This is a genomic window from Paraburkholderia sediminicola, from assembly GCF_046027355.1.
Taxonomy (GTDB): Bacteria; Pseudomonadota; Gammaproteobacteria; order Burkholderiales; family Burkholderiaceae; genus Paraburkholderia; species Paraburkholderia sediminicola_B.
In genome coordinates this window covers 1-18,613 of the sequence record NZ_JAQQEK010000043.1, presented here as the reverse complement: position 1 = coordinate 18,613, position 18,613 = coordinate 1, and the positions used below count along the sequence as shown (strand labels likewise).

Below are 18,613 nucleotides of genomic sequence, written 5' to 3'. Positions count from 1 at the left end.
AGCAGTGTTCAATGTGAAAGCAAGTACCTATTTTTCGAAAATATAAGGAGACGGAATGATCGAGAAGTCGAAGAAATTAAAGCGCATACAGGTGGCATCAATAGCGCTTCTGACGCTGGCCGGGATTGTCAACTATCTCGATCGGAGCACATTGTCTATCGCGAACCATTCCGTCAGCAGTGAACTCGGGTTGTCGGCATCTCAGATGGGAATATTGCTGTCTGCCTTTTCGTTCGCTTACGCCTTTGCGCAACTGCCGGTCGGGGTGCTTCTCGACAAATTGGGTTCGCGAGTGATGCTCGGGCTGGGAATGTTCGTCTGGTCCGCCGCTCAGTTTAGTGGAGGGCTGATAACTAATCTCCATCAGTTCATCATTGCGCGTATCGCGCTCGGGGTAGGTGAATCGCCGAACTTTCCGGCTGGCGCGAAAGTGGTCAGCGAGTGGTTTGGAATTCGTGAGCGAGGTCGGCCGACGGGCATCTTCATTACTTCATCGACGATTGGGCCGGCTCTAGCGCCCCCGATTCTGACCGTCATGATGCTGTCGTGCGGTTGGCGACAAATGTTCATGATCATGGGCGGCTTCGGAATTGCGGTGTCGATCGGCTGGTACTTGATCTATCGTGACCGCAAAAACGTGACGCTCTCGGACAGAGAAGCTGCCTATCTGAACGAAGGTGCAAGTGACACCAAGGTCGAGCGAAAGATGACCATGTCGGAATGGCGCAATCTGTTTCTGACGCGTACCACCTGGGGCATGATTCTCGGCAACGCGGGCATCATCTATATGCTGTGGCTATACCTGACGTGGCTGCCTGCATATCTTGAGCGTGAGCGTCATTTATCGCTCGCAAGTACCGGATGGTTGGTGTCGATCCCATATCTTTTCGGCACGATTGGCATGTTATCGAGCGGCTTCGTTGCTGATGCGTTGCAGGCCCGCGGTATCGCACCGATTCGAAGCCGAAAATGGCCTATCTGTATCGGTCTGATTGGTGGGGCTTTATTTACGGTTCCCGCTGCGTTCACGCCGAATCTGACACTTGCGATTCTCTATCTCAGCGTAGCGATGTTCTTTGTCCAGATGGCATGTGGTGCGAGTTGGGCGCTTGTGTCTGTGGCTGCGCCGCGGCACATGGCGGCATCCCTTGCGAGCATTCAAAACTTCGGCGGTTATTTCGGCGGCTCGTTCGCGCCTTTTGTCACCGGTGTTGTCGTCGATCGGACGCATTCGTTTGTCGACGCGTTCCTTATCAGTGCTGGAATCGCGCTTCTGGCTGCGCTCGTCTACGCACTGATGGTTGGGAAGCGCGTCGACGAGCCGAAAGTCGCCGTGTCGACACCGCCGCTCGCGACGTAACCAGTTTGCGCAGGCCGGTATAACCGTTCCATAAAATTTCCGGCACACGGAAAGACTTTCTTTCATTTGGCGAAGTTAAATGAATCAGTATAGAAACCTGATCAACGGTGAATGGGTAGCCGGCGAACACTGGCGACCCAATGTGAGTCCGTCGGATAGCAACGATGTAATCGGTGAATACGCCGACGCCAATGTGCTGCAGACCGAGATCGCAGCCGCTGCGGCACGTGAGGCCTTTCGATCATGGTCAAAGAGTGGTCCACAGGAACGCTTTGACTTATTAGATCAGACGGCTTCGATCATCCTGTCTCGGAAGGCGGAGCTGGCGACGCTGCTATCGCGAGAAGAGGGCAAAACGCTTTCGGAAGCTGCCGCCGAAGTGCAGCGAGCGGGACAGATCTTCAAGTTCTTCGCTGGAGAAGCGTTGCGAACCAATGGCGAACTACTTCCATCGATCAGATCAGGTCTGACGGTCGAGGTCACTCGGGAACCGATAGGAGTAGTTGGTCTCATCACGCCGTGGAACTTCCCGATCGCAATACCGGCCTGGAAGATTGCACCGGCTCTTGCATATGGGAATTGTGTCGTGATCAAGCCGGCAGAACTGGTGCCGGGATGTGCATGGTCGCTCGTAAAAATCCTGTCTGACGCCGGGGCGCCGCCCGGTGTCGTCAACCTGTTGATGGGACCAGGTGCGGCCGTGGGAGAAGCGCTCGTGCGGTCTCCCAACATCGATGCAATCAGCTTTACGGGCTCGGCGGCGACGGGTCAAGCTGTCGCCGAGAAATGCGTGTCGAGCGGGAAAAAGGTACAGCTTGAAATGGGGGGAAAGAATCCGATGGTCGTGCTCGACGACGCCGATATGGACGTCGCGGTCGATGCCTGCATCAACGGATCTTTCTATTCGACTGGACAGCGTTGCACTGCATCGAGTCGTCTGATCGTCGGTCGCGGCATTCATGACTCGTTCGTCGAAGCAATGCATGCACGCATGAAAGTGCTGAAGGTAGGCAACCCGCTGGATTCGCAGACGCAAATAGGGCCGGTCGTCGATGCGAGGCAGCTTGCGCAGGACGAACGTTATATTCGACTCGCAAAGCGTGAAGGCGGAAGCGTGTTCGGCGGTGCTCGTGTAGATGCCGACACGGAAGGATTTTTTCTCGCGCCTGCATTGGTGAGCGGTACGCACCCATCCATGACGATCAATCAGGAAGAGGTGTTCGGCCCGGTTGCGTCGGTCATTCAGGTCAATGATTATGACGAGGCGCTTGCCGTAGCGAACGATACGCGCTTTGGATTGTCCGCAGGAATTTGCACGACGTCGCTCAAGTACGCAAGCCATTTCAAGCGAAACGTCGAGGCCGGCATGGTGATGATCAACACGCCAACGGCCGGGGTCGACTACCATGTGCCGTTCGGCGGTCGCAAAAAGTCCAGCTACGGAGCGAGAGAACAGGGCAGCTATGCGCAAGAGTTCTTCACGACGGTGAAGACCGCTTACATCGCGGCGGGTATCGTGTGACCTAGGTTCGCTCGCCCCGTTGTTTGAGGTGCACTAGTTAATCCGAACAGCCGGGGATCCTCAAAGTTGAAACGTTCGGATCATTGGCGAGTATTGCGGTGTCGAAAATGAATAGCCTCGGTCTTCCGCAGCACTTGGAAGACAGGTCACAACAGTCGGAGCGGCGTGACCAGTCTTTCGACGCCCGGATCTGAAGCGTGTCGATCGATGCGCTCGGTGTGGGCACCCGCATTGACAAGACCATTGGCCTCGTCGTCGACAACGCTAACGTTGGACACGTGTATGTCAGTGGAGACTAAATTGGCGCGGTTCCTCTCAACTAAACATGCATGTGAACGTATGACCGTAGTGACCCAAGAAGGGACGGCGAAGACAGCGGCTGTTGAACGGCAGATGCGGGTCGCGTGCCGCCGATCGCCGCATCGCGAGGTTCGGGCTGCGTATGCGGATTGCATCAGGTTGTCCCCGGCCAATTAGGGCCATTGACGAACCGGCGCCGAACGGCGGAATGCGGTTGATAGTGGTCGTTCTCTGCTGACTTAGGAGCGGCGGGGGCGCCGGTTTCGCAGATGGCTGCATATGCTCTTCGCAGACCTATCTGTCGGCCAATCGGTTCGAGCAGTTGTACGTCACGAAGCAGCTTGATTTTTGGGCGTCCCCGCGACGCCGGTTGGCCGTTTAGCATGAGCACGTCGGTCGTCCGGCCCAGCGACGCCGCGACCGAAGCAAATATCCGGCACCCGCTCGCCGTGGGAAGCGCGCTCTGCAGGGCTGCGCAAATCGGCATGACCCTAAGTCAAGGGTCGATATGCGGCGTGGCGTTACCGTTCTGCCAGGGGTTTTCGAACGAAAGGTCCGTCGGCCACCGCTTCGCTTTAAGCCCAGCCCTGATAACGCCATTGTCACGTCGCGGATGCGCAGCCGTGATCGAGCGCACCGCCAGGGCTTCGAGCACGTGGTTCAGTTCGCCGTCGAATTCCAATGCGAATTCCCGGCCCAGTTGCTTGACGTCGCGCACGCCCCCAACCCGACAGGCATGTTCCGTAAGCGCACCTTCATCGAACATTTTCAGCAAAATGCACATCAGGCGTTGCCTGCGCAAGATGCTCGTGAAACTTTCATTTTGTGCGAAGAGAAGCGAACGAAGCTTCCGTTCCGTACAGCCTAGCTGCCTTGCAACCTCTTCAGCGTTCCACGCATGGCCGGGTTTGCAGAACATCTGTTGCGCGAGCGTTCGCGGGACGTCATGCCGCGTGCGTCGGCGGAGGTCCGCGTCAGCGAAGGGCATGAGGCTGACGTCGATGCTCCAGAAAGAAGATACGCTCCCGCACTCGTCCGGCGCAACAGTGTAGTCGAAGCGCGTCCATGCGGCGATACGGACCGTGCCATCGTTTTCGGCGCGTTTCGCGTGACCTCCGACTTCGAACAGCTGCCTGCCGCGCTCGAGACGCGAGGCAAGATCAAAAGGCAGGATCAGCCGGCGGAGGCGCATCGGCCTGGAAAGGCAAAGCGAAACGAGCATCTTGGATCAGGCGGATCATCGGGTCCAATCACTCATGCCTGGCGTGGGCATGATCGCTGGCAAGGATTTCGCGCGCTTTAAGGATTACCGGTGCATCGACCATCTTGCCGTCGATCGCCACCGCGCCGCCCGCGCTTGCATCGATGCCCGCGATGACCCGTCTGGCCCATTCAAGCTCGGCTGCGCTCGGGGCGAACACATCGTGAACGAGTGCGATCTGCTTCGGATGGATGCACAGTTTCGCGCGAAAGCCGAAGCGCTTCGCGTGCTCTGTGTCGTGACGTATTTGAGCGACGTCTTTGAAGCTCGTCGTGACACCATCGACGGGCGGTACAAGCCTGGCCGCGCGGGAATGCAGCACGATCATCGAGCGAAAATAGTGAAGCGCCTCGTCATCGGCGCCGATGCGCAGATCGGCCTGCAGATCGAGCGACCCGAAAAGCAGCCGACTCACGCGCGGCGTCTCGCACAACGACCGGATGTTGACAAAGCCTTGCGCGCTCTCCAGAATCGGCAGGCACTCTGCGCTGCGATGAGCGAACTGGGAGACGTGGTCGATCTGCTCGGGGCGTTCCGCCTTCGGCAAGACGATGCCTCGCACGGTCGCAATGAGTGCGATCTCCCGGACATCGTCTATGAACCATTCTGTGTCCGGCGCGTTGACGCGCACATAAGCGGCACCGCCCCGGGCGAGCCAGTCCTGCACGTGGGCACGGGCCGCCACTTTATCTGCCGGTGGCACCGCGTCTTCGAGGTCGATGATCACTGCATCGGCGCCGCTGCTGCACGCTTTCTGAAAGCGCTCGGGGCGATTGCCAGGAACAAACAGATATGAACGGGGAAGCGGGAGAGTCATCTGATCGTCGGTTGTGCGGTCGCGTGGGATCGAGGATGCCGTGAAGGCGCGGTGGTTCTTCTAAATCACCTCATCCGCGCGCATACGCTCGATGTCTGCCGGGGTATAGCCAAGTTCATCGAGAATCGACGCGGTGTGCTCACCGAGCGCCGGCACGCCGTCCATTCTCGGCTGCCAGGCACCCGGTGTGCCCGGCGGCAACAGCGCCGGGATCGGGCCGGCCGGCGTCGCCACTTCGGTCCAGCGTTCGCGGGCAGCCAGTTGAGGATGATTCCACACATCCTTCATCTCGTTCATCTGCGCGCTTGCGATGCCCGTCTGTTCGAGACGCTCGATGACCTGCATCGCCGTCAGCGAAGAGAATGCTTCGGTGACGATGCGGGTTAGCGCGTCGCGATGCTCGACGCGCCGCGGATTTGCGTCGAAGCGCACATCGTTCACCAGTTCAGGCTGCAGCAGAATGTGTTCGCAGAATGTCTTCCACTCGCGCTCGTTCTGGAGCCCGAGCATGACGGTTTTGCCGTCGCCCGCGCGAAACGGTCCATACGGAAAGATCGTCGCATGCGCGGCTGCGGCGCGGGGCGGCGGCGGCTGATCGTTGATCGCGTAGTAGAGCGGATAACCCATCCACTCGACCATGCTCTCCAGCATCGACACCTCGATTCTCGTGCCGGCGCCCGTGCGTTCGCGTTGCATGAGCGCGGCGAGGATATTCGTATAGGCGTACATGCCGGCCGAGATGTCGGCAATCGAACAGCCCGCTTTCGCTGGAGCGTCAGGGCCTCCCGTCACGGAAAGAAAGCCAGCTTCGCTCTGGATAAGCAGGTCGTAGGCTTTCTTGTCGCGATACGGGCCGTCGTCTCCGTAACCGGAAATGTCGCAGACGATCAGGCGTGGATGATCCGCATGCAACGTTTCGTAAGACAGACCGAGGCGCGCCGCTGCGCCGGGAGCCAGGTTCTGCACGAGAATGTCCGCATCGGCCAGCAACGCCATCAGGATCTCACGCGCCGCCGGCTGCTTGACGTCGAGTGTGATGCTCTCCTTCGAGCGGTTGGTCCACACGAAGTGCGACGCGAGCCCCGATACGCGCCCGTCGTATCCGCGCGCGAAGTCGCCGGTGAGCGGACGCTCCACCTTGATGACTCGCGCGCCGAGGTCGGCGAGTTGCCGCGTGCAAAACGGCGCGGCGATCGCATGTTCGAGCGTGATGACCTTGATTCCATCGAGTGGACGCATCTTCATCTCCGCTCAGAAGGAACGCGGCAGGCCGAGCACGTGCTCGGCCACGTACGACAGGATCAGATTGGTCGAGATCGGTGCGACCTGATAAAGGCGGGTCTCGCGGAACTTGCGTTCCACGTCGTATTCGCACGCGAAGCCGAAGCCGCCGTGAAACTGCAGGCACGCGTTGGCCGCTTCCCACGACGCATCGGCCGCAAGCAGCTTCGCCATGTTCGCCTGGGCGCCGCACGGCTTGTGGGCGTCGAAGAGTGCAGTGGCCTGGAAGCGCATCAGGCTTGCCGCTTCGACGTTCACGTAGGCGCGTGCAATCGGAAACTGCACGCCCTGGTTCCGACCGATCGGGCGGCCGAACACCACGCGTTCCTTCACGTAACGCGATACCTTGTCGATGAACCAGTAGCCGTCGCCGACGCATTCAGCCGCAATCAGTGCGCGTTCGGCGTTCAGGCCGTCCAGAATGTATTTGAATCCCTGACCCTCTTCGCCGATGAGGTTTTCCACGGGAATTTCCAGGTTGTCGAAGAACAGTTCGTTGGTCTCGTGATTGACCATGTTCATGATCGGCTGAACCGTCAGACCGTTGCCGATCGCTTCGCGAAGATCGACCACGAAAATCGACATCCCTTCGGACTTTCGTTTGCACTGGTCGATGGGTGTCGTGCGCGCGAGCAGAATCATCAGGTCCGAGTGCTGGATGCGCGAGATCCACACCTTTTGTCCGTTCACCACGTAGCGATCGCCTTTACGCTCGGCGACCGTCTTGATCTTCGTCGTGTCGGTGCCGGTGGTCGGCTCGGTCACGGCCATCGACTGCAGCCGTAGTTCACCGCTGGCGATTTTCGGCAGGTACTTCTGCTTTTGCGCTTCCGAGCCGTGCCGTAGCAACGTGCCCATGTTGTACATCTGGCCGTGGCAGGCACCCGAATTGCCGCCTGAGCGGTTGATTTCTTCCATGATCACGGAAGCCTCGGTGAGCGAGAGTCCTGAGCCGCCGTACTCCTGCGGAATCAGCGCGGCAAGCCAGCCAGCCTGTGTCAGCGCGTCGACGAATTCGGCCGGGTAGCCCCGTGCTTCGTCGATCTTGCGAAAGTATTCGCCGGAAAACTGGCTGCAAAGATCACGTACGGCTTCGCGGATTTCCTGGTAGTGATCGTCTGGGTTGTACATCGTGTTATCCATGGTTCTGGCGTTCTAGCGGGTATTGACAGGTGTTTCATGCGAGACGCGCGCGGTGGCCTGCATCGTTAGCCAGCCTTCGTGATCGCGTGCCCAAAGGTGGATGGTTTCGCCGTCGTCAGCAGGCTTGCCACACACCTCGAATGAGTGACCGACGAACGTCGGCCGTTGTGCCCGGAATTCGAATTCATGCAGCGTTGCGGACGGCATCTCGCCACGCAACAGATCGGCAAGCAGCGTGGCAATCAGCGGGCCGTGCACGACCAGACCCGGATAGCCTTCCTCGCGGGTCACATACTGATGGTCGTAGTGGATGCGGTGTCCGTTAAAGGTGACGGCTGAATAGCGGAACAGCATCGTCTCGTCAGGATGAACGGCGCGCCGCCATGATTCGTCGCGGCGCGCGGCCGTCGGCGATGGCTTCGGTGCATCTGCGGCCGGGGCGTCGCGGTAGACGATGTCCTGCTCCTCGACCATCAGCAGACCCGACGCATCGCGCAGTTCGTGCGTCACTTCGACAAAGACCAGGTGGCCCGAACGGCCCGGTTTCTCGCACACGTCGGCGATTCTTGACGTGCGCGAAACCTCTGCGCCCACGCGCAGCGGCTGCACAAACCGCAGACGCCCGCCTGCCCACATGCGGCGCGGCAGCGGCACGGGTGGCAGGAAGCCGCCGCGTGCGGGATGGCCATCCGTGCCGAGTTCGGATTGACGTTGCATCGGATTGAAATAAGCCCAGTGCCACAACGGCGGCAACGTGTCGCCGGGTGCAGGCACCGGATCGGCGCGGTCGAGCGTTGCGCCGAGCGCGACGGCCAGGCGGGCATCGATGGGTTCGGACACGGTAGACTCCCGCCCGCGCCATTGCTGAAGATGAGACAGATCCACGTATTGCTCCTCAATCGCGATGGGTGTCGTGGGTCGCTAACCCGATCATCGATAATGTAAGCCGGCAATCAGTCGCGATCCAGCATCGACTGATTGCGGGTTTCCCGCATGAATCCATAAACCAGCAGCGAACAGAAAATGCACCCTGTCACGTACCAGTAGAACCAGCTTTCGTGTCCTGCGTTCTTGAGCCAGAGCGCGAGGTATTCGGTCGTGCCGCCGAACACCGAGACGGCGATTGCATACGGAAAACCTACGCCGAGTGCGCGAATCTCGACAGGGAACATCTCCGCCTTGACGATCGCGTTGATCGACGTATAGCCGCTCACGATGACCAGCGCGGCCATTACGATCCAGGATGCCGTCCAGCCGCTATGCGTCGACTGGATAGCGGTCATCATCGGCACGGTGAAAAGCGTGCCCAGGACGCCGAATGCGAGCAGAATCGGACGCCGTCCGATGCGGTCCGACAATGCGCCGACGAGGGGATGAAGCAGCATGAAAATGAAATTGCTGGCGGCCGAGATGAGCGTCGCCTCGTCCCTCGACAAACCGACGCTATTCACGAGGAATCGCTGCATATAGGTGGCGTACGTGTAGAACGCGACCGTACCGCCCATCGTCAGACCGATCACCACGGCGACAGCACGCGGATGGCCCGCCAAGGCCTTCAGATAGCTGCCCGGTTTCGTCCGGCTGCGCTGCGTGAAGGCCACACTTTCAGTCATCGCCGAACGCAGATACAACACGACGACCGAAATGATCGCACCGATGACGAACGGGATCCGCCAGCCCCACGCCTCGAGTTCGGCAGAACTCAGAAGCACCCGTTGCAACAGCACGAGCAACGCGATCGCGAGCAACTGGCCCATGATCAGCGTCACGTACTGGAAGCTCGCATAGAAGCCGCGATGCTTCGGCGTGGCCATTTCCGCGAGGTAAGCGGCAGACGTGCCGTATTCGCCGCCGAGGCTCAGGCCCTGCAACAGGCGCGCGAACACCAGCAGCACGGGCGCGGCGATGCCGATGCTCGCATGCGTGGGACACACTGCGATGATCAGCGAGCCGCCGCACATCATGCACACCGACAGCAGGAGGGCGGCCTTTCTGCCGCGCTTGTCCGCGTAAAGGCCGAACAGCCAGCCACCGATCGGCCGCATCAGAAAGCCGACCGCGAAGATGGCAGCGGTATTCAGCAGCTGTTCGGTGCCACTGCCGCTCGGGAAGAACGACTTCGCGAAGTAGAGGGAAAACGCGGAATAGGCGTACCAGTCGTACCACTCGAGCAGATTGCCGACCGAGCCGCTGAAAATCGACTTGATGCGTTGCGGGAACGTCAGGGTGGATACTGCGGGTCTAGCCGGTACCGCGGGTCTTGCTGCGGTGTCGGTGCTGCTTACGTCCATGTTGCCTGTCTCCTGTGTAACAACCAGCGCGTTTTGCGTGATGGGTCGTGCGTCATCTATCGCGTCTCAGGCGACATTGCCGACGCAGACGTACTTTCTTTCCGAGTATTCGTCGATCCCGTAGCGCGATCCTTCCTTGCCAAAGCCCGATTCTTTTACGCCGCCAAAAGGGGCGACTTCCGTCGAGATCGCACCCTCGTTGACGCCGACGATGCCGAAGTCGAGCGCTTCGGTTACGCGGAGGCTGCGGTTCAGATCCGACGTGTAGAAATAAGCGGCAAGCCCATAGCGCGTTGCATTCGCGAGGGTGACCGCTTCAGCTTCTTCGGTGAACCGGGTGACTGCGATCACCGGGCCAAAAATCTCCTCCTGCGTGATCGACATCGTGTCCGTCACGTCGGTCAGGACAGTCGGCGCATAGAACGACCGGCCAGCCGGGTGGCGTTCGCCGCCGGCATTGACGCTCGCGCCTTTCGAGCGCGCGTCGGCAACAAGGCGTTCGACCTTGCGAAGCGCGGCATCGTCGATGAGCGGACCGAGCGTCACGCCGTCTTCGGTGCCGTGTCCCATGCGCATTTCGCGCACCGCCTGCGTGAGCCGTTCGACGAAGGCGTCATGAATGCCTGCCTGTACGAGAAAGCGGTTGGCGCACACACAGGTCTGCCCGGCGTTGCGGAACTTGGACGCGATCGCGCCTTGCACGGCCTGGTCGAGATTCGCGTCGTCGAAGACGATGAAGGGCGCGTTGCCGCCCAGTTCCAGCGACACTTTCTTGACCGTGCCGGCGCAGGCGGCCATCAGTTTCTTGCCCACCGCGGTCGAGCCGGTGAACGACAGCTTGCGCACCGTTTCGCTTTCGGTCAGGGCTGCGCCGATTTCCACGGCATCGCCGGTGACAACCGACAATGCGCCTTTAGGCAGGCCGGCTTCTTCGGCCAGCACGCACAGCGCGAGCGCGGAGAAGGGCGTTTGCGGAGCCGGCTTGAGCACGACTGTGCAGCCCGCTGCGAGCGCGGGCGCGACCTTGCGCGTGACCATGCCCGAAGGAAAATTCCATGGTGTGATCGCCGCGCATACGCCTACCGGCTGGCGAATCACCGTGATGCGCTGATTGCCGCGCGGCGCCGGGATCGTATCGCCATAGACGCGCTTCGCTTCTTCACCGAACCACTCGAGAAACGACACGGCATAGTCGATTTCTCCTTGGGCCTCGCGAAGCGGCTTGCCCTGCTCGGCGGTCATGATCTGCGCGAGATCGTTCTTGTGTTCGAGCATCAGCGCCGCCCATTTGAGCAGCACAGCGCCGCGCGCCTTGCCGGTCCATTGCCGGTATTGCGCAAACGCGGCATTTGCCGAGGCGATCGCTTCCTGGACATTCGCGCGCGTGAGCGACGGCACACGGCCGAGCTGCGCGCCCGTCGCCGGATTGTGTACCGGGACCCACGTGTGACCATTTCCTGTGGACCATTCGCCGCCGACGTAAGCGGCCTCGCGAAAGAGGTCCGCTCGTTGAAGTTTCAACATATCGGGTTCCTTTTGCGGTTGAGGATGTCTGGACGCATGCCTCAATCTCCTGAGCGGCCAGCGGCTTGAGCCGGCGCAGCGGGAAGGACGGTCGCGAGGCTTGTCGTCACCTCGATGAAGTACGGCCCCTGCGCGGTGAGGCCGCGTGCGATCGCTGCATCGATTTCATGCGCAGCCGAAATGCGCTCGGCCGTGACGCCGAACGCGCGTGCGATCTGGATGAAATCGGGGTTGGAGAGTGTGGTGCCGACATGCCTTCCCGGATAGGCGCGCTCCTGGTGGATGCGGATCGAGCCGTAGCAGTTATTGTTCGACACGATGAAAAGGATCGGCAAGTCACGCTCGACGGCCGCGATCATTTCGTTGCCTGTCATCAGAAAACCTCCATCGCCGACAAGGCAGATGGTCTTCTGGCGAGGGTTGCGCAACTGTGTCGCGATTGCCGCCGGCGTGCCGTAACCCATCGCGCCGGAGAGCGGCGCCATCAGCCGTTGCGGGTAGCGAAACGGGAAATGCCGGTAGACGGGCGCGGCGAACGTACCCGCGTCGAGACAGAGCGCAGCGTCCGCCGGCGCCAGCGTTGCGAGTGAGCGCACGACGTCGACGAACGGCACGCCATCGTCAGCGTTCTGCTCGGGCCACTTCGCGATGCGCGCTGCGATGGCGCGCACGCTGCGTGACCACTCGGTTCGCTGGGGGGAGGAAGCACGCGATCCTGAGGCTGCAACCAGCGCATCGGCGAGCGCCGCCGGGTCGCACACGGCTCCGATATCCGCTGCGAAATGCAGCCCGACGATATGCTCGTCCGGGTAGCAATGCACGAAGATTTGCGTCGGACGCGGCAGGCGCGGGAAGCGATAGCCTTGCGTCGTGATATCGCCCATGCGCGTCCCGAGCGCGAAGATCAGGTCGCTCGTCTCGAACAGGTTGATCTGGTCCTGCGGGTTGGCGAGGCCGAGGTCGCCGGCATAGAGCGGATGCTGGTTCGGAAAGAGATCCTGCTGCCGGAACGACACAGCAACCGGCACGTGATATTTCTCCGCGAGGCGCAGCAGCGCTTCGCGGCCACCCGGCGCGCCGAGCGCGCCGCCTGCGATAATCAACGGTCGTTCCGCATTATCGAGGAGCTCCGCGATCCGGTCGACGGTCCCGGGCTGCGGCACGGTCGACGCGAGCGGCGCCGCCTGCCATACCTGAGGTTCGACGGCCTGTTGCTGGATGTCTTCGGGAATCACGAGCACCACCGGACCCGGCGTACCACTGGTCGCGATCCGGATGGCCTTGAATGCCGCCGTGGCGAGTTGCTCCGGTTCGGTCACTTCGACGACCCACTTCACGATCGATCCGTACATCTTCTGATAATCGATTTCCTGGAACGCTTCCTTGCGCAGATCGGCTTTCGGAATCTGCCCAACCACCAGGATCAGCGGAATGGCGTCTTGCTGGGCCGTGTGCACGGCAATCGACGCATTCGTCGCGCCGGGTCCGCGGCTCACCATGACGACACCCGGACGCCGCGTCAGACGCCCATCCGCGCATGCCATAAAGCCCGCGCCTCCTTCATGCCGGCACGTGACGGCGTCGATCTCCGGGAAATCGCCTAGCGCGTCGAGAATGCCGAGATAGCTTTCGCCAGGTACCAGAAAGATCCGGTCAATGCCGTTGGCGGCAAAAACGGACAGAAGTGCGTGTGAAGAGGTAGTCAGTTCGTTGTGCTTCATGACGTGGAGTCGAGGGTTTTGTGCGGCCGGCGCAACTGCAGGGCGCCGGTGAGCTAGCTATGGGGGGCATTGTTGTATGATCCCGGATCGATATCAATTAGATAGCTGGCATATCAGCTATGCCGTTCTGGCAGCGGAGGAAAGGTGGATCTACGGCGGCTCGAACTGCTGATGCAGGTGGCGGCGTTCGACAGTTTTTCGAAAGCGGCGACGGTACTGGGCATCGCGCAACCCGCGTTGGGGCGGCAAATCCAGAAGCTCGAAGAGGAGTGCGGCGTACGTCTTTTTTATCGCCACGGGCGGGGCGTGTCGCTGACACCGGAGGGCGAAACGCTGCTCCAGCGGGCGCGCCCGCTCGTGCGCCAGCTCGCGGCGATTCCCGCTGACCTTCAGTCAGAGCGCGACTCTCCATGCGGCCTTGTCACGGTGGGGCTGACGCCGACGGTATGTAACTTGTTCGGCCTCAAGCTCATCACCGCAACACGCGACAAATATCCGCAATTACGCGTAAACGTCGTGTCCGGGTACAGCGGCTATGTGCACGAATGGCTCGTTGACGGGCGGCTCGATATGGCGGTCCTTCACGATGCACGGCGCTCGTCGACCGTCGCGGTCGATCCGCTCGCGGCGGCCGAACTGTTCTTCATTATGCCGAGCGCCGATACGGCTTTCGATCTGCCCACCGAGGCGACGCTGTCTGCGCTCAGCGAGGTGCCACTCGTGTTGCCCACCCGCAATCACGGACTGCGGCGCACCCTCGAATACGCGGCGAGCGACGCGGGCATCGGGCTGAACGTGGAATACGAGGTCGACACACTCGAACTGCTCAAGCAGATCGTGGTCTCCGGGTTGGCGTGCACGGTGCTGGCCAAACCGGCGGTGCTCAAAGAACTGGCGGCGGGTACGCTGGTCGCGCACCGTATCGCCGCGCCGGATCTGCAGACGAAACTGATGCTCGCGACAGCGGTCCGGCGTCCAATCACGCGCGGCATTCGCCTCGTCGAGCAGGAAATCAAGACCCTCGTCACGGAACTCGTCGCGGACAAGGCGGACGGATTCGGGCTCGTCGCGCTGGAGACATAAACGCAAGCTCATTTCCGGTTCGCTTGCTGGGCGATGCCATTTTGGCACATCTGCTATAACACCTAAGCCATTGCTGTTTGTCCGGTGCGGGCGAAAGAATACGCTCGCACGAAGACATATCAAAAAAACAGGAGACAGCAATATGGCAACTATCACGACGAGTCGGCCCTCGTTATCGGCGGAGGAGCGCAAAGTCGTTTTCGGGTCCTCGCTGGGGACCGTGTTCGAGTGGTACGACTTCTTCATCTATGGCAGTGTCGCGGCAGTCATCGCGAAGCGCTTCTTTGCAGGCGTCAGTCCCACGTATGGCTTCATCTTCGCGCTGCTAGGCTTTGCGGCGGGGTTCATCGTGCGGCCGCTCGGTGCGATGCTGTTCGGCCGGCTCGGCGATATCGTCGGGCGCAAGCACACGTTCCTGCTGACGATCGTTGTGATGGGCGCCGCCACATTCCTGACGGGCGTGCTGCCGACTTACGAGCAGGTGGGTGTGCTCGCTCCGGTGCTGCTGATCGTGCTGCGCATGGTGCAAGGTCTCGCCATCGGCGGCGAATACGGCGGGGCGGCGACCTACGTCGCTGAACACGCACCGAAGGAGCGGCGCGGCTATTTCACGGCGTGGATTCAGACCACCGGCACTGCGGGCATGGTGCTGTCGCTGCTGGTCGTGATGGCGAGCATCAAGCTGAGTGGCCCGGAGTTCGACGTCTGGGGCTGGCGCATTCCGTTTCTCGTATCAGTGATCCTGCTCGGCATTTCGCTCTATATCCGGCTCTCGATGAGTGAGTCGCCGGTATTTGAACAGATGAAGGCGCAAGGCCGCTCGTCGAAAGCGCCGCTCAAGGAGGCGTTCGGCCGCTGGGAAAACCTGCGTGCCGTCCTGCTTGCGCTCTTCGGATTGTGTGCCGGCCAGACGGTCGTGTATTTCACCGGCCAGTTCTTTCCGCTGTTCTTCCTGACGCAGACGCTGAAGGTCGACATCGGCACGGCCAATCTGATGGTGATCGTCGCGCTTGCGGTCGGTTGTCCGTTCTTCCTGTTCTTTGGCTGGCTGTCGGACCGGATCGGACGCAAGCCAATCCTGCTCGTCGGTTTATTGTTGCCCGCGTTGACGTTCTACCCGATCTACCGCGGTCTCACTCACTTTGCCAACCCGGCGCTTGCCGCGGCGCAAGCCACGGCGCCCGTTTCGGTGCTCGTCGATTCCGATACGTGTTCGTTCCAGATGAATCCGACCGGCACCAAGAAATTTACCAGCTCCTGCGATATCGCCAAGCTCGCACTTGCACAGGCTTCGGCGAATTACTCGACGCAGAGTGCGTCCGCGGGCAGCAATGCGGTGATCGTCATCGGCTCGCAACGTATCGAGTCGTACGACGCCAAGGGGCTGGCGCCTGCCGACGCGAAAGCGAAGGAAGTGGCGCTGAAGTCCGCGCTTGGTGCTGCACTCAAATCGGCGGGTTATCCGCTGAAGGCCGCGCCAGAGCAGATGAACATTCCTGGCGTGATGACCCTTCTGATCCTGCTGATGATCTACGCGGCCATGAGCTATTCGGTGCTCGGCGCGATGCTGGTAGAAATGTTTCCTGCTCGCATTCGCTATACGTCACTGTCGCTGCCCTATCACATTGCGACTGGCTGGTTCGGCGGCCTGCAGCCTACGGTGTCGTTCGCGCTGATCGCATCGAGCGGGAATATCTATAGCGGGCTGTGGTATCCCAGCGTGATTGCCGGGTTTACGTTCATCGTCGCGGCGCTGTTCATCCGCGAAACGAGGGGCGTCGACATCGATGGATGAGCACACGATGACGATGCAGCTTTTCTACAGCCCTGGTTCGCCGTTCGCGAGGAAGATACGCGTTCTTGCCCGAGAGCGCGGACTGCTGGATGTCCTGCAGGAGACGGCGTTGAGTCCGCATGACGATGCGCCCGAATTGTTGGCCGCCAATCCGCTCGGCAAGGTGCCGGCGCTGCGCACGCGTGATACGACGCTCTTCGACAGTCCGCTGATCTGCGAATACCTGGACATGCTTGGCGGCAGCCCGCGGCTCGTTCCGCCAGACGGCCCAGCGCGGATCGCTGCGCTGCGCGCCCAGGCGCTCGGAGACGGGTTGATGGACGCGGCGGTTGCGTCCGTCCTCGAACTCAGGCGGCCTGAAGCAATGCAGTCGACGCACTGGTTGCGTCGCTGGCGCGCAGTGATCGAACGGGGCGTGACGACGCTGGCGCACGAAGCGTCGCCTTCGGGCTTCGGCATTGGCGCCATATCGATTGCCTGCGCTTTGGCTTACCTCGATTTCCGTTTTCCGGGCATCCCGTGGCGCGCGGCGCAGCCCTCGCTTGCCGCGTGGCTCGACGATGTGTCGGCGCGCGAGAGCATGGTTGCGACCCGGTCGACCGCGTGAGCGTCGCTACATCATCCTCTTCTGGTTCAGGCCATGACTGCCACAGACACCGCCATGAAAATAGTCGTACTCGATGACTTCCAGGACCTCGTACGCCATCTCCACGCATTTGCGTTGCTGCGCGAACGGCTGCCGCAAGCCGACATCGTTGTTCACCGCGAATGGGCGGACTCCGGCGATGAGCTCGTTGCGCGCCTCGCGGGCGCCGACATCGCCGTGCTGATCCGCGAGCGGACCCGCCTGACCCGCGAGGTCATCGAGCGTCTGCCACGGCTGCGTGTCATTGTGCAGACGGGACGGGTAGCACGCGACAGCACCGCACATATCGATATCGCCGCATGCACGGAGCGCCGCATTGCGATCATCGAGGGCGAGAGTGACGGCGTCTCGGCTGCCGAACTGACGTGGGCACTGGTTCTCGCGGCTCGTCGACGGCTGCCGCAGTACCTACGATACATGGACCAGGGCCGCTGGCAATACAGCGGCCTCGAAGATCCTGCGTTTCCACGCGGGTTCGGCATTGGTGTTTCACTGCATGGCGACACGCTGGGCATCTGGGGCTATGGCCGGATCGGCAGGATCCTCGGGCGCTACGGCGCTGCTTTCGGCATGAAGATTCAGGTCTGGGGCAGCGACCGATCGCGCGCCGCTGCGCTCGCGGACGGATTCCAGAGCGCGTCTTCGCGCGAAGCGCTGTTCGAACAGTCCGATGTTCTGTCGGTGAATCTGCGGCAAAGCGATTCGACGCTTGCCGCAGTCACGTACGAAGACCTGTCCCGAATGAAGCCGACCAGTCTCTTCGTAAATACGAGCCGTGCGGGCGTGGTAGCGCCAGGGGCGCTCGTGCGCGCGCTCGGGCAGGGTCGTCCGGGCATGGCGGCCCTGGACGTCTACGACACCGAACCGCTGCTGCAAGACGATCCGCTCCGGCACCTGGAGAACTGTCTGTGTTCGCCGCACCTCGGATACGTCGAGAAGAACAGCTATGAAATCCTGTTCGGCTCGGCGTTCAGAAACCTGCTAACTCATCTGGCCGCCGGTGAGCGAACTGCGCCGGAGCGCCTTGATGGAATCACGCCTTGACGGACGCTGTACAAGACGCCCGGCTGGCCGTGTTTCGCAGCGACAACCCAATCGCATCACGGATCGAAGCCGGCGAACCGGCTTTCTTCCTGACCAACGAACAAGCGACGCAGCGCATCGTGAACGGCCGAATCCGGATGTTCAGCGGGCATTTGCCGCCGCGCCTCGGCTGGCCGCATAGGGTCCGAACTCGGCCCTTGGTTGTCGTCGCGGCCGTATCTCTGATGAGGCTTCGCTATAATCAATCGCTTCCCGGCGTCGCAATGTCGAAAAAATGTCTTCCAGGCGAAACAGATCCCCCGGCCGAGCCCGCAGGCCGCTGACGAAAGCACTTCTATTGCCGATGAATCGGGCCTCCGCCAGTGAACGGTCGCTGTCCTGTCATCTCGCGCTGGTCGCATGCCGCGACGGACATGGCAACAGCCATCTGGTCAATGAACTTATGCGCGCGGTGTACCTGAGCTGGTATCTGCAGCGTGCTGGTTATGGCAACCAACTGGTGGAGCAGTTCAAGACCGCCGAATATGCGGTCGAGAACACCCTGGCGCACGCTCACGAGACGGGGGAGTGGCGGCTCGCGTCTGAGTTAATCAGCGACTTTGAAGCGCTGCTGACGCTGTATGACGCCCAGCTCGGAAGGGCTCCTCTTCACGAAGTATTCGAAGCGGAGCGGCAGCTGAGGGGGTTTTTGATGGGAACGGACCATTCCCCGATCCCGTAATCGACGTATCGGCAAACCTTGGCAGATTGCGATTCAGGTGGAGCACTTGCCGAAGAGGTCGCTGCGTTATTGATTTTGGCTGCCGATAAATTTCGGATTCCTAC

16 protein-coding genes are annotated in these 18,613 nt (G+C 61.1%); 8 read left to right on the top strand and 8 right to left on the bottom strand.

What is annotated here, in order from left to right; translation table 11 throughout:
- The first annotated feature begins 55 nt into the window (after window positions 1–55).
- Both PQR42_RS40210 and PQR42_RS40205 read left to right on the top strand, forming a co-directional pair.
- Window positions 56–1,360 (top strand): MFS transporter, encoded by a 1,305-nt coding sequence (locus PQR42_RS40210; protein WP_408495303.1) that lies wholly within the window; start codon window positions 56–58, stop codon window positions 1,358–1,360.
- Window positions 1,361–1,439: 79 nt separating this feature from the next.
- On the top strand, window positions 1,440–2,882 hold the full coding sequence (locus PQR42_RS40205) for an aldehyde dehydrogenase family protein (protein WP_408495301.1): 1,443 nt from the start codon (window positions 1,440–1,442) through the stop codon (window positions 2,880–2,882).
- Between the two features lie 796 nt (window positions 2,883–3,678).
- Here PQR42_RS40205 and PQR42_RS40200 read toward each other — a convergent pair.
- The 8 genes from PQR42_RS40200 to PQR42_RS40165 form a co-directional block, all read right to left on the bottom strand.
- Window positions 3,679–4,404 (bottom strand): hypothetical protein, encoded by a 726-nt coding sequence (locus PQR42_RS40200; protein ID WP_408495299.1) that lies wholly within the window; start codon window positions 4,402–4,404, stop codon window positions 3,679–3,681.
- Window positions 4,405–4,432: 28 nt separating this feature from the next.
- Window positions 4,433–5,260, bottom strand: a complete 828-nt coding sequence (locus PQR42_RS40195; RefSeq protein WP_408495297.1) for an HpcH/HpaI aldolase/citrate lyase family protein — start codon at window positions 5,258–5,260, stop codon at window positions 4,433–4,435.
- A gap of 60 nt (window positions 5,261–5,320) precedes the next feature.
- Window positions 5,321–6,499 carry a CaiB/BaiF CoA transferase family protein gene (locus PQR42_RS40190; protein ID WP_408495295.1) on the bottom strand — a complete coding sequence of 393 codons (1,179 nt, stop codon included), beginning with the start codon at window positions 6,497–6,499 and terminating at the stop codon, window positions 5,321–5,323.
- Window positions 6,500–6,511: 12 nt separating this feature from the next.
- Window positions 6,512–7,672, bottom strand: a complete 1,161-nt coding sequence (locus PQR42_RS40185) for an acyl-CoA dehydrogenase family protein (protein ID WP_408495293.1) — start codon at window positions 7,670–7,672, stop codon at window positions 6,512–6,514.
- Window positions 7,673–7,696: 24 nt separating this feature from the next.
- Entirely contained in the window at window positions 7,697–8,524 is an 828-nt protein-coding gene (locus PQR42_RS40180; protein ID WP_408495291.1) for an HTD2 family dehydratase, read from the bottom strand.
- 113 nt (window positions 8,525–8,637) lie between these two features.
- The gene (locus PQR42_RS40175; RefSeq protein WP_408495289.1) at window positions 8,638–9,975 is read right to left on the bottom strand and encodes an MFS transporter; all 1,338 of its coding nucleotides are present in this window, start codon (window positions 9,973–9,975) and stop codon (window positions 8,638–8,640) included.
- A gap of 66 nt (window positions 9,976–10,041) precedes the next feature.
- Window positions 10,042–11,499: an NAD-dependent succinate-semialdehyde dehydrogenase gene (locus tag PQR42_RS40170; protein ID WP_408495287.1), complete on the bottom strand. Its 1,458-nt coding sequence runs from the start codon at window positions 11,497–11,499 to the stop codon at window positions 10,042–10,044.
- Window positions 11,500–11,540: 41 nt separating this feature from the next.
- Window positions 11,541–13,220, bottom strand: a complete 1,680-nt coding sequence (locus tag PQR42_RS40165; RefSeq protein ID WP_408495285.1) for a thiamine pyrophosphate-dependent enzyme — start codon at window positions 13,218–13,220, stop codon at window positions 11,541–11,543.
- A 144-nt stretch (window positions 13,221–13,364) separates the two neighbouring features.
- Between PQR42_RS40165 and PQR42_RS40160 the strand changes: the two genes are divergently transcribed.
- The 6 genes from PQR42_RS40160 to PQR42_RS40135 all read left to right on the top strand — a co-directional run bounded on the left by PQR42_RS40160 (window position 13,365) and on the right by PQR42_RS40135 (window position 18,509).
- The gene (locus tag PQR42_RS40160; RefSeq protein WP_408495283.1) at window positions 13,365–14,303 is read left to right on the top strand and encodes a LysR family transcriptional regulator; all 939 of its coding nucleotides are present in this window, start codon (window positions 13,365–13,367) and stop codon (window positions 14,301–14,303) included.
- 142 nt (window positions 14,304–14,445) lie between these two features.
- On the top strand, window positions 14,446–16,098 hold the full coding sequence (locus tag PQR42_RS40155; protein ID WP_408495281.1) for an MFS transporter: 1,653 nt from the start codon (window positions 14,446–14,448) through the stop codon (window positions 16,096–16,098).
- Between the two features lie 7 nt (window positions 16,099–16,105).
- Window positions 16,106–16,705 (top strand): glutathione S-transferase N-terminal domain-containing protein, encoded by a 600-nt coding sequence (locus PQR42_RS40150; RefSeq protein WP_408495279.1) that lies wholly within the window; start codon window positions 16,106–16,108, stop codon window positions 16,703–16,705.
- 54 nt (window positions 16,706–16,759) lie between these two features.
- Complete coding sequence (locus PQR42_RS40145) at window positions 16,760–17,788, top strand: D-2-hydroxyacid dehydrogenase family protein (protein WP_408495277.1); 1,029 nt, start codon at window positions 16,760–16,762, stop codon at window positions 17,786–17,788.
- Complete coding sequence (locus PQR42_RS40140; protein ID WP_408495275.1) at window positions 17,785–18,111, top strand: hypothetical protein; 327 nt, start codon at window positions 17,785–17,787, stop codon at window positions 18,109–18,111. Before PQR42_RS40145 ends, PQR42_RS40140 begins: the two co-directional genes overlap by 4 nt.
- Before the next feature lie 20 nt (window positions 18,112–18,131).
- Entirely contained in the window at window positions 18,132–18,509 is a 378-nt protein-coding gene (locus PQR42_RS40135) for a hypothetical protein (RefSeq protein ID WP_408495273.1), read from the top strand.
- Window positions 18,510–18,613 lie beyond the last annotated feature (104 nt).

What these genes read in the sequence shown, in the direction of transcription:
- PQR42_RS40210 (WP_408495303.1), top strand. Translation starts at nt 56, where the DNA reads ATGATCGAGAAGTCGAAGAAATTAAAGCGCATACAGGTGGCATCAATA.
- PQR42_RS40205 (WP_408495301.1), top strand. Translation starts at nt 1,440, where the DNA reads ATGAATCAGTATAGAAACCTGATCAACGGTGAATGGGTAGCCGGCGAA.
- PQR42_RS40200 (WP_408495299.1), bottom strand. Translation starts at nt 4,404, where the DNA reads ATGCTCGTTTCGCTTTGCCTTTCCAGGCCGATGCGCCTCCGCCGGCTG.
- PQR42_RS40195 (WP_408495297.1), bottom strand. Translation starts at nt 5,260, where the DNA reads ATGACTCTCCCGCTTCCCCGTTCATATCTGTTTGTTCCTGGCAATCGC.
- PQR42_RS40190 (WP_408495295.1), bottom strand. Translation starts at nt 6,499, where the DNA reads ATGCGTCCACTCGATGGAATCAAGGTCATCACGCTCGAACATGCGATC.
- PQR42_RS40185 (WP_408495293.1), bottom strand. Translation starts at nt 7,672, where the DNA reads ATGTACAACCCAGACGATCACTACCAGGAAATCCGCGAAGCCGTACGT.
- PQR42_RS40175 (WP_408495289.1), bottom strand. Translation starts at nt 9,975, where the DNA reads ATGGACGTAAGCAGCACCGACACCGCAGCAAGACCCGCGGTACCGGCT.
- PQR42_RS40170 (WP_408495287.1), bottom strand. Translation starts at nt 11,499, where the DNA reads ATGTTGAAACTTCAACGAGCGGACCTCTTTCGCGAGGCCGCTTACGTC.
- PQR42_RS40165 (WP_408495285.1), bottom strand. Translation starts at nt 13,220, where the DNA reads ATGAAGCACAACGAACTGACTACCTCTTCACACGCACTTCTGTCCGTT.
- PQR42_RS40155 (WP_408495281.1), top strand. Translation starts at nt 14,446, where the DNA reads ATGGCAACTATCACGACGAGTCGGCCCTCGTTATCGGCGGAGGAGCGC.
- PQR42_RS40150 (WP_408495279.1), top strand. Translation starts at nt 16,106, where the DNA reads ATGACGATGCAGCTTTTCTACAGCCCTGGTTCGCCGTTCGCGAGGAAG.
- PQR42_RS40145 (WP_408495277.1), top strand. Translation starts at nt 16,760, where the DNA reads ATGAAAATAGTCGTACTCGATGACTTCCAGGACCTCGTACGCCATCTC.
- PQR42_RS40135 (WP_408495273.1), top strand. Translation starts at nt 18,132, where the DNA reads ATGAATCGGGCCTCCGCCAGTGAACGGTCGCTGTCCTGTCATCTCGCG.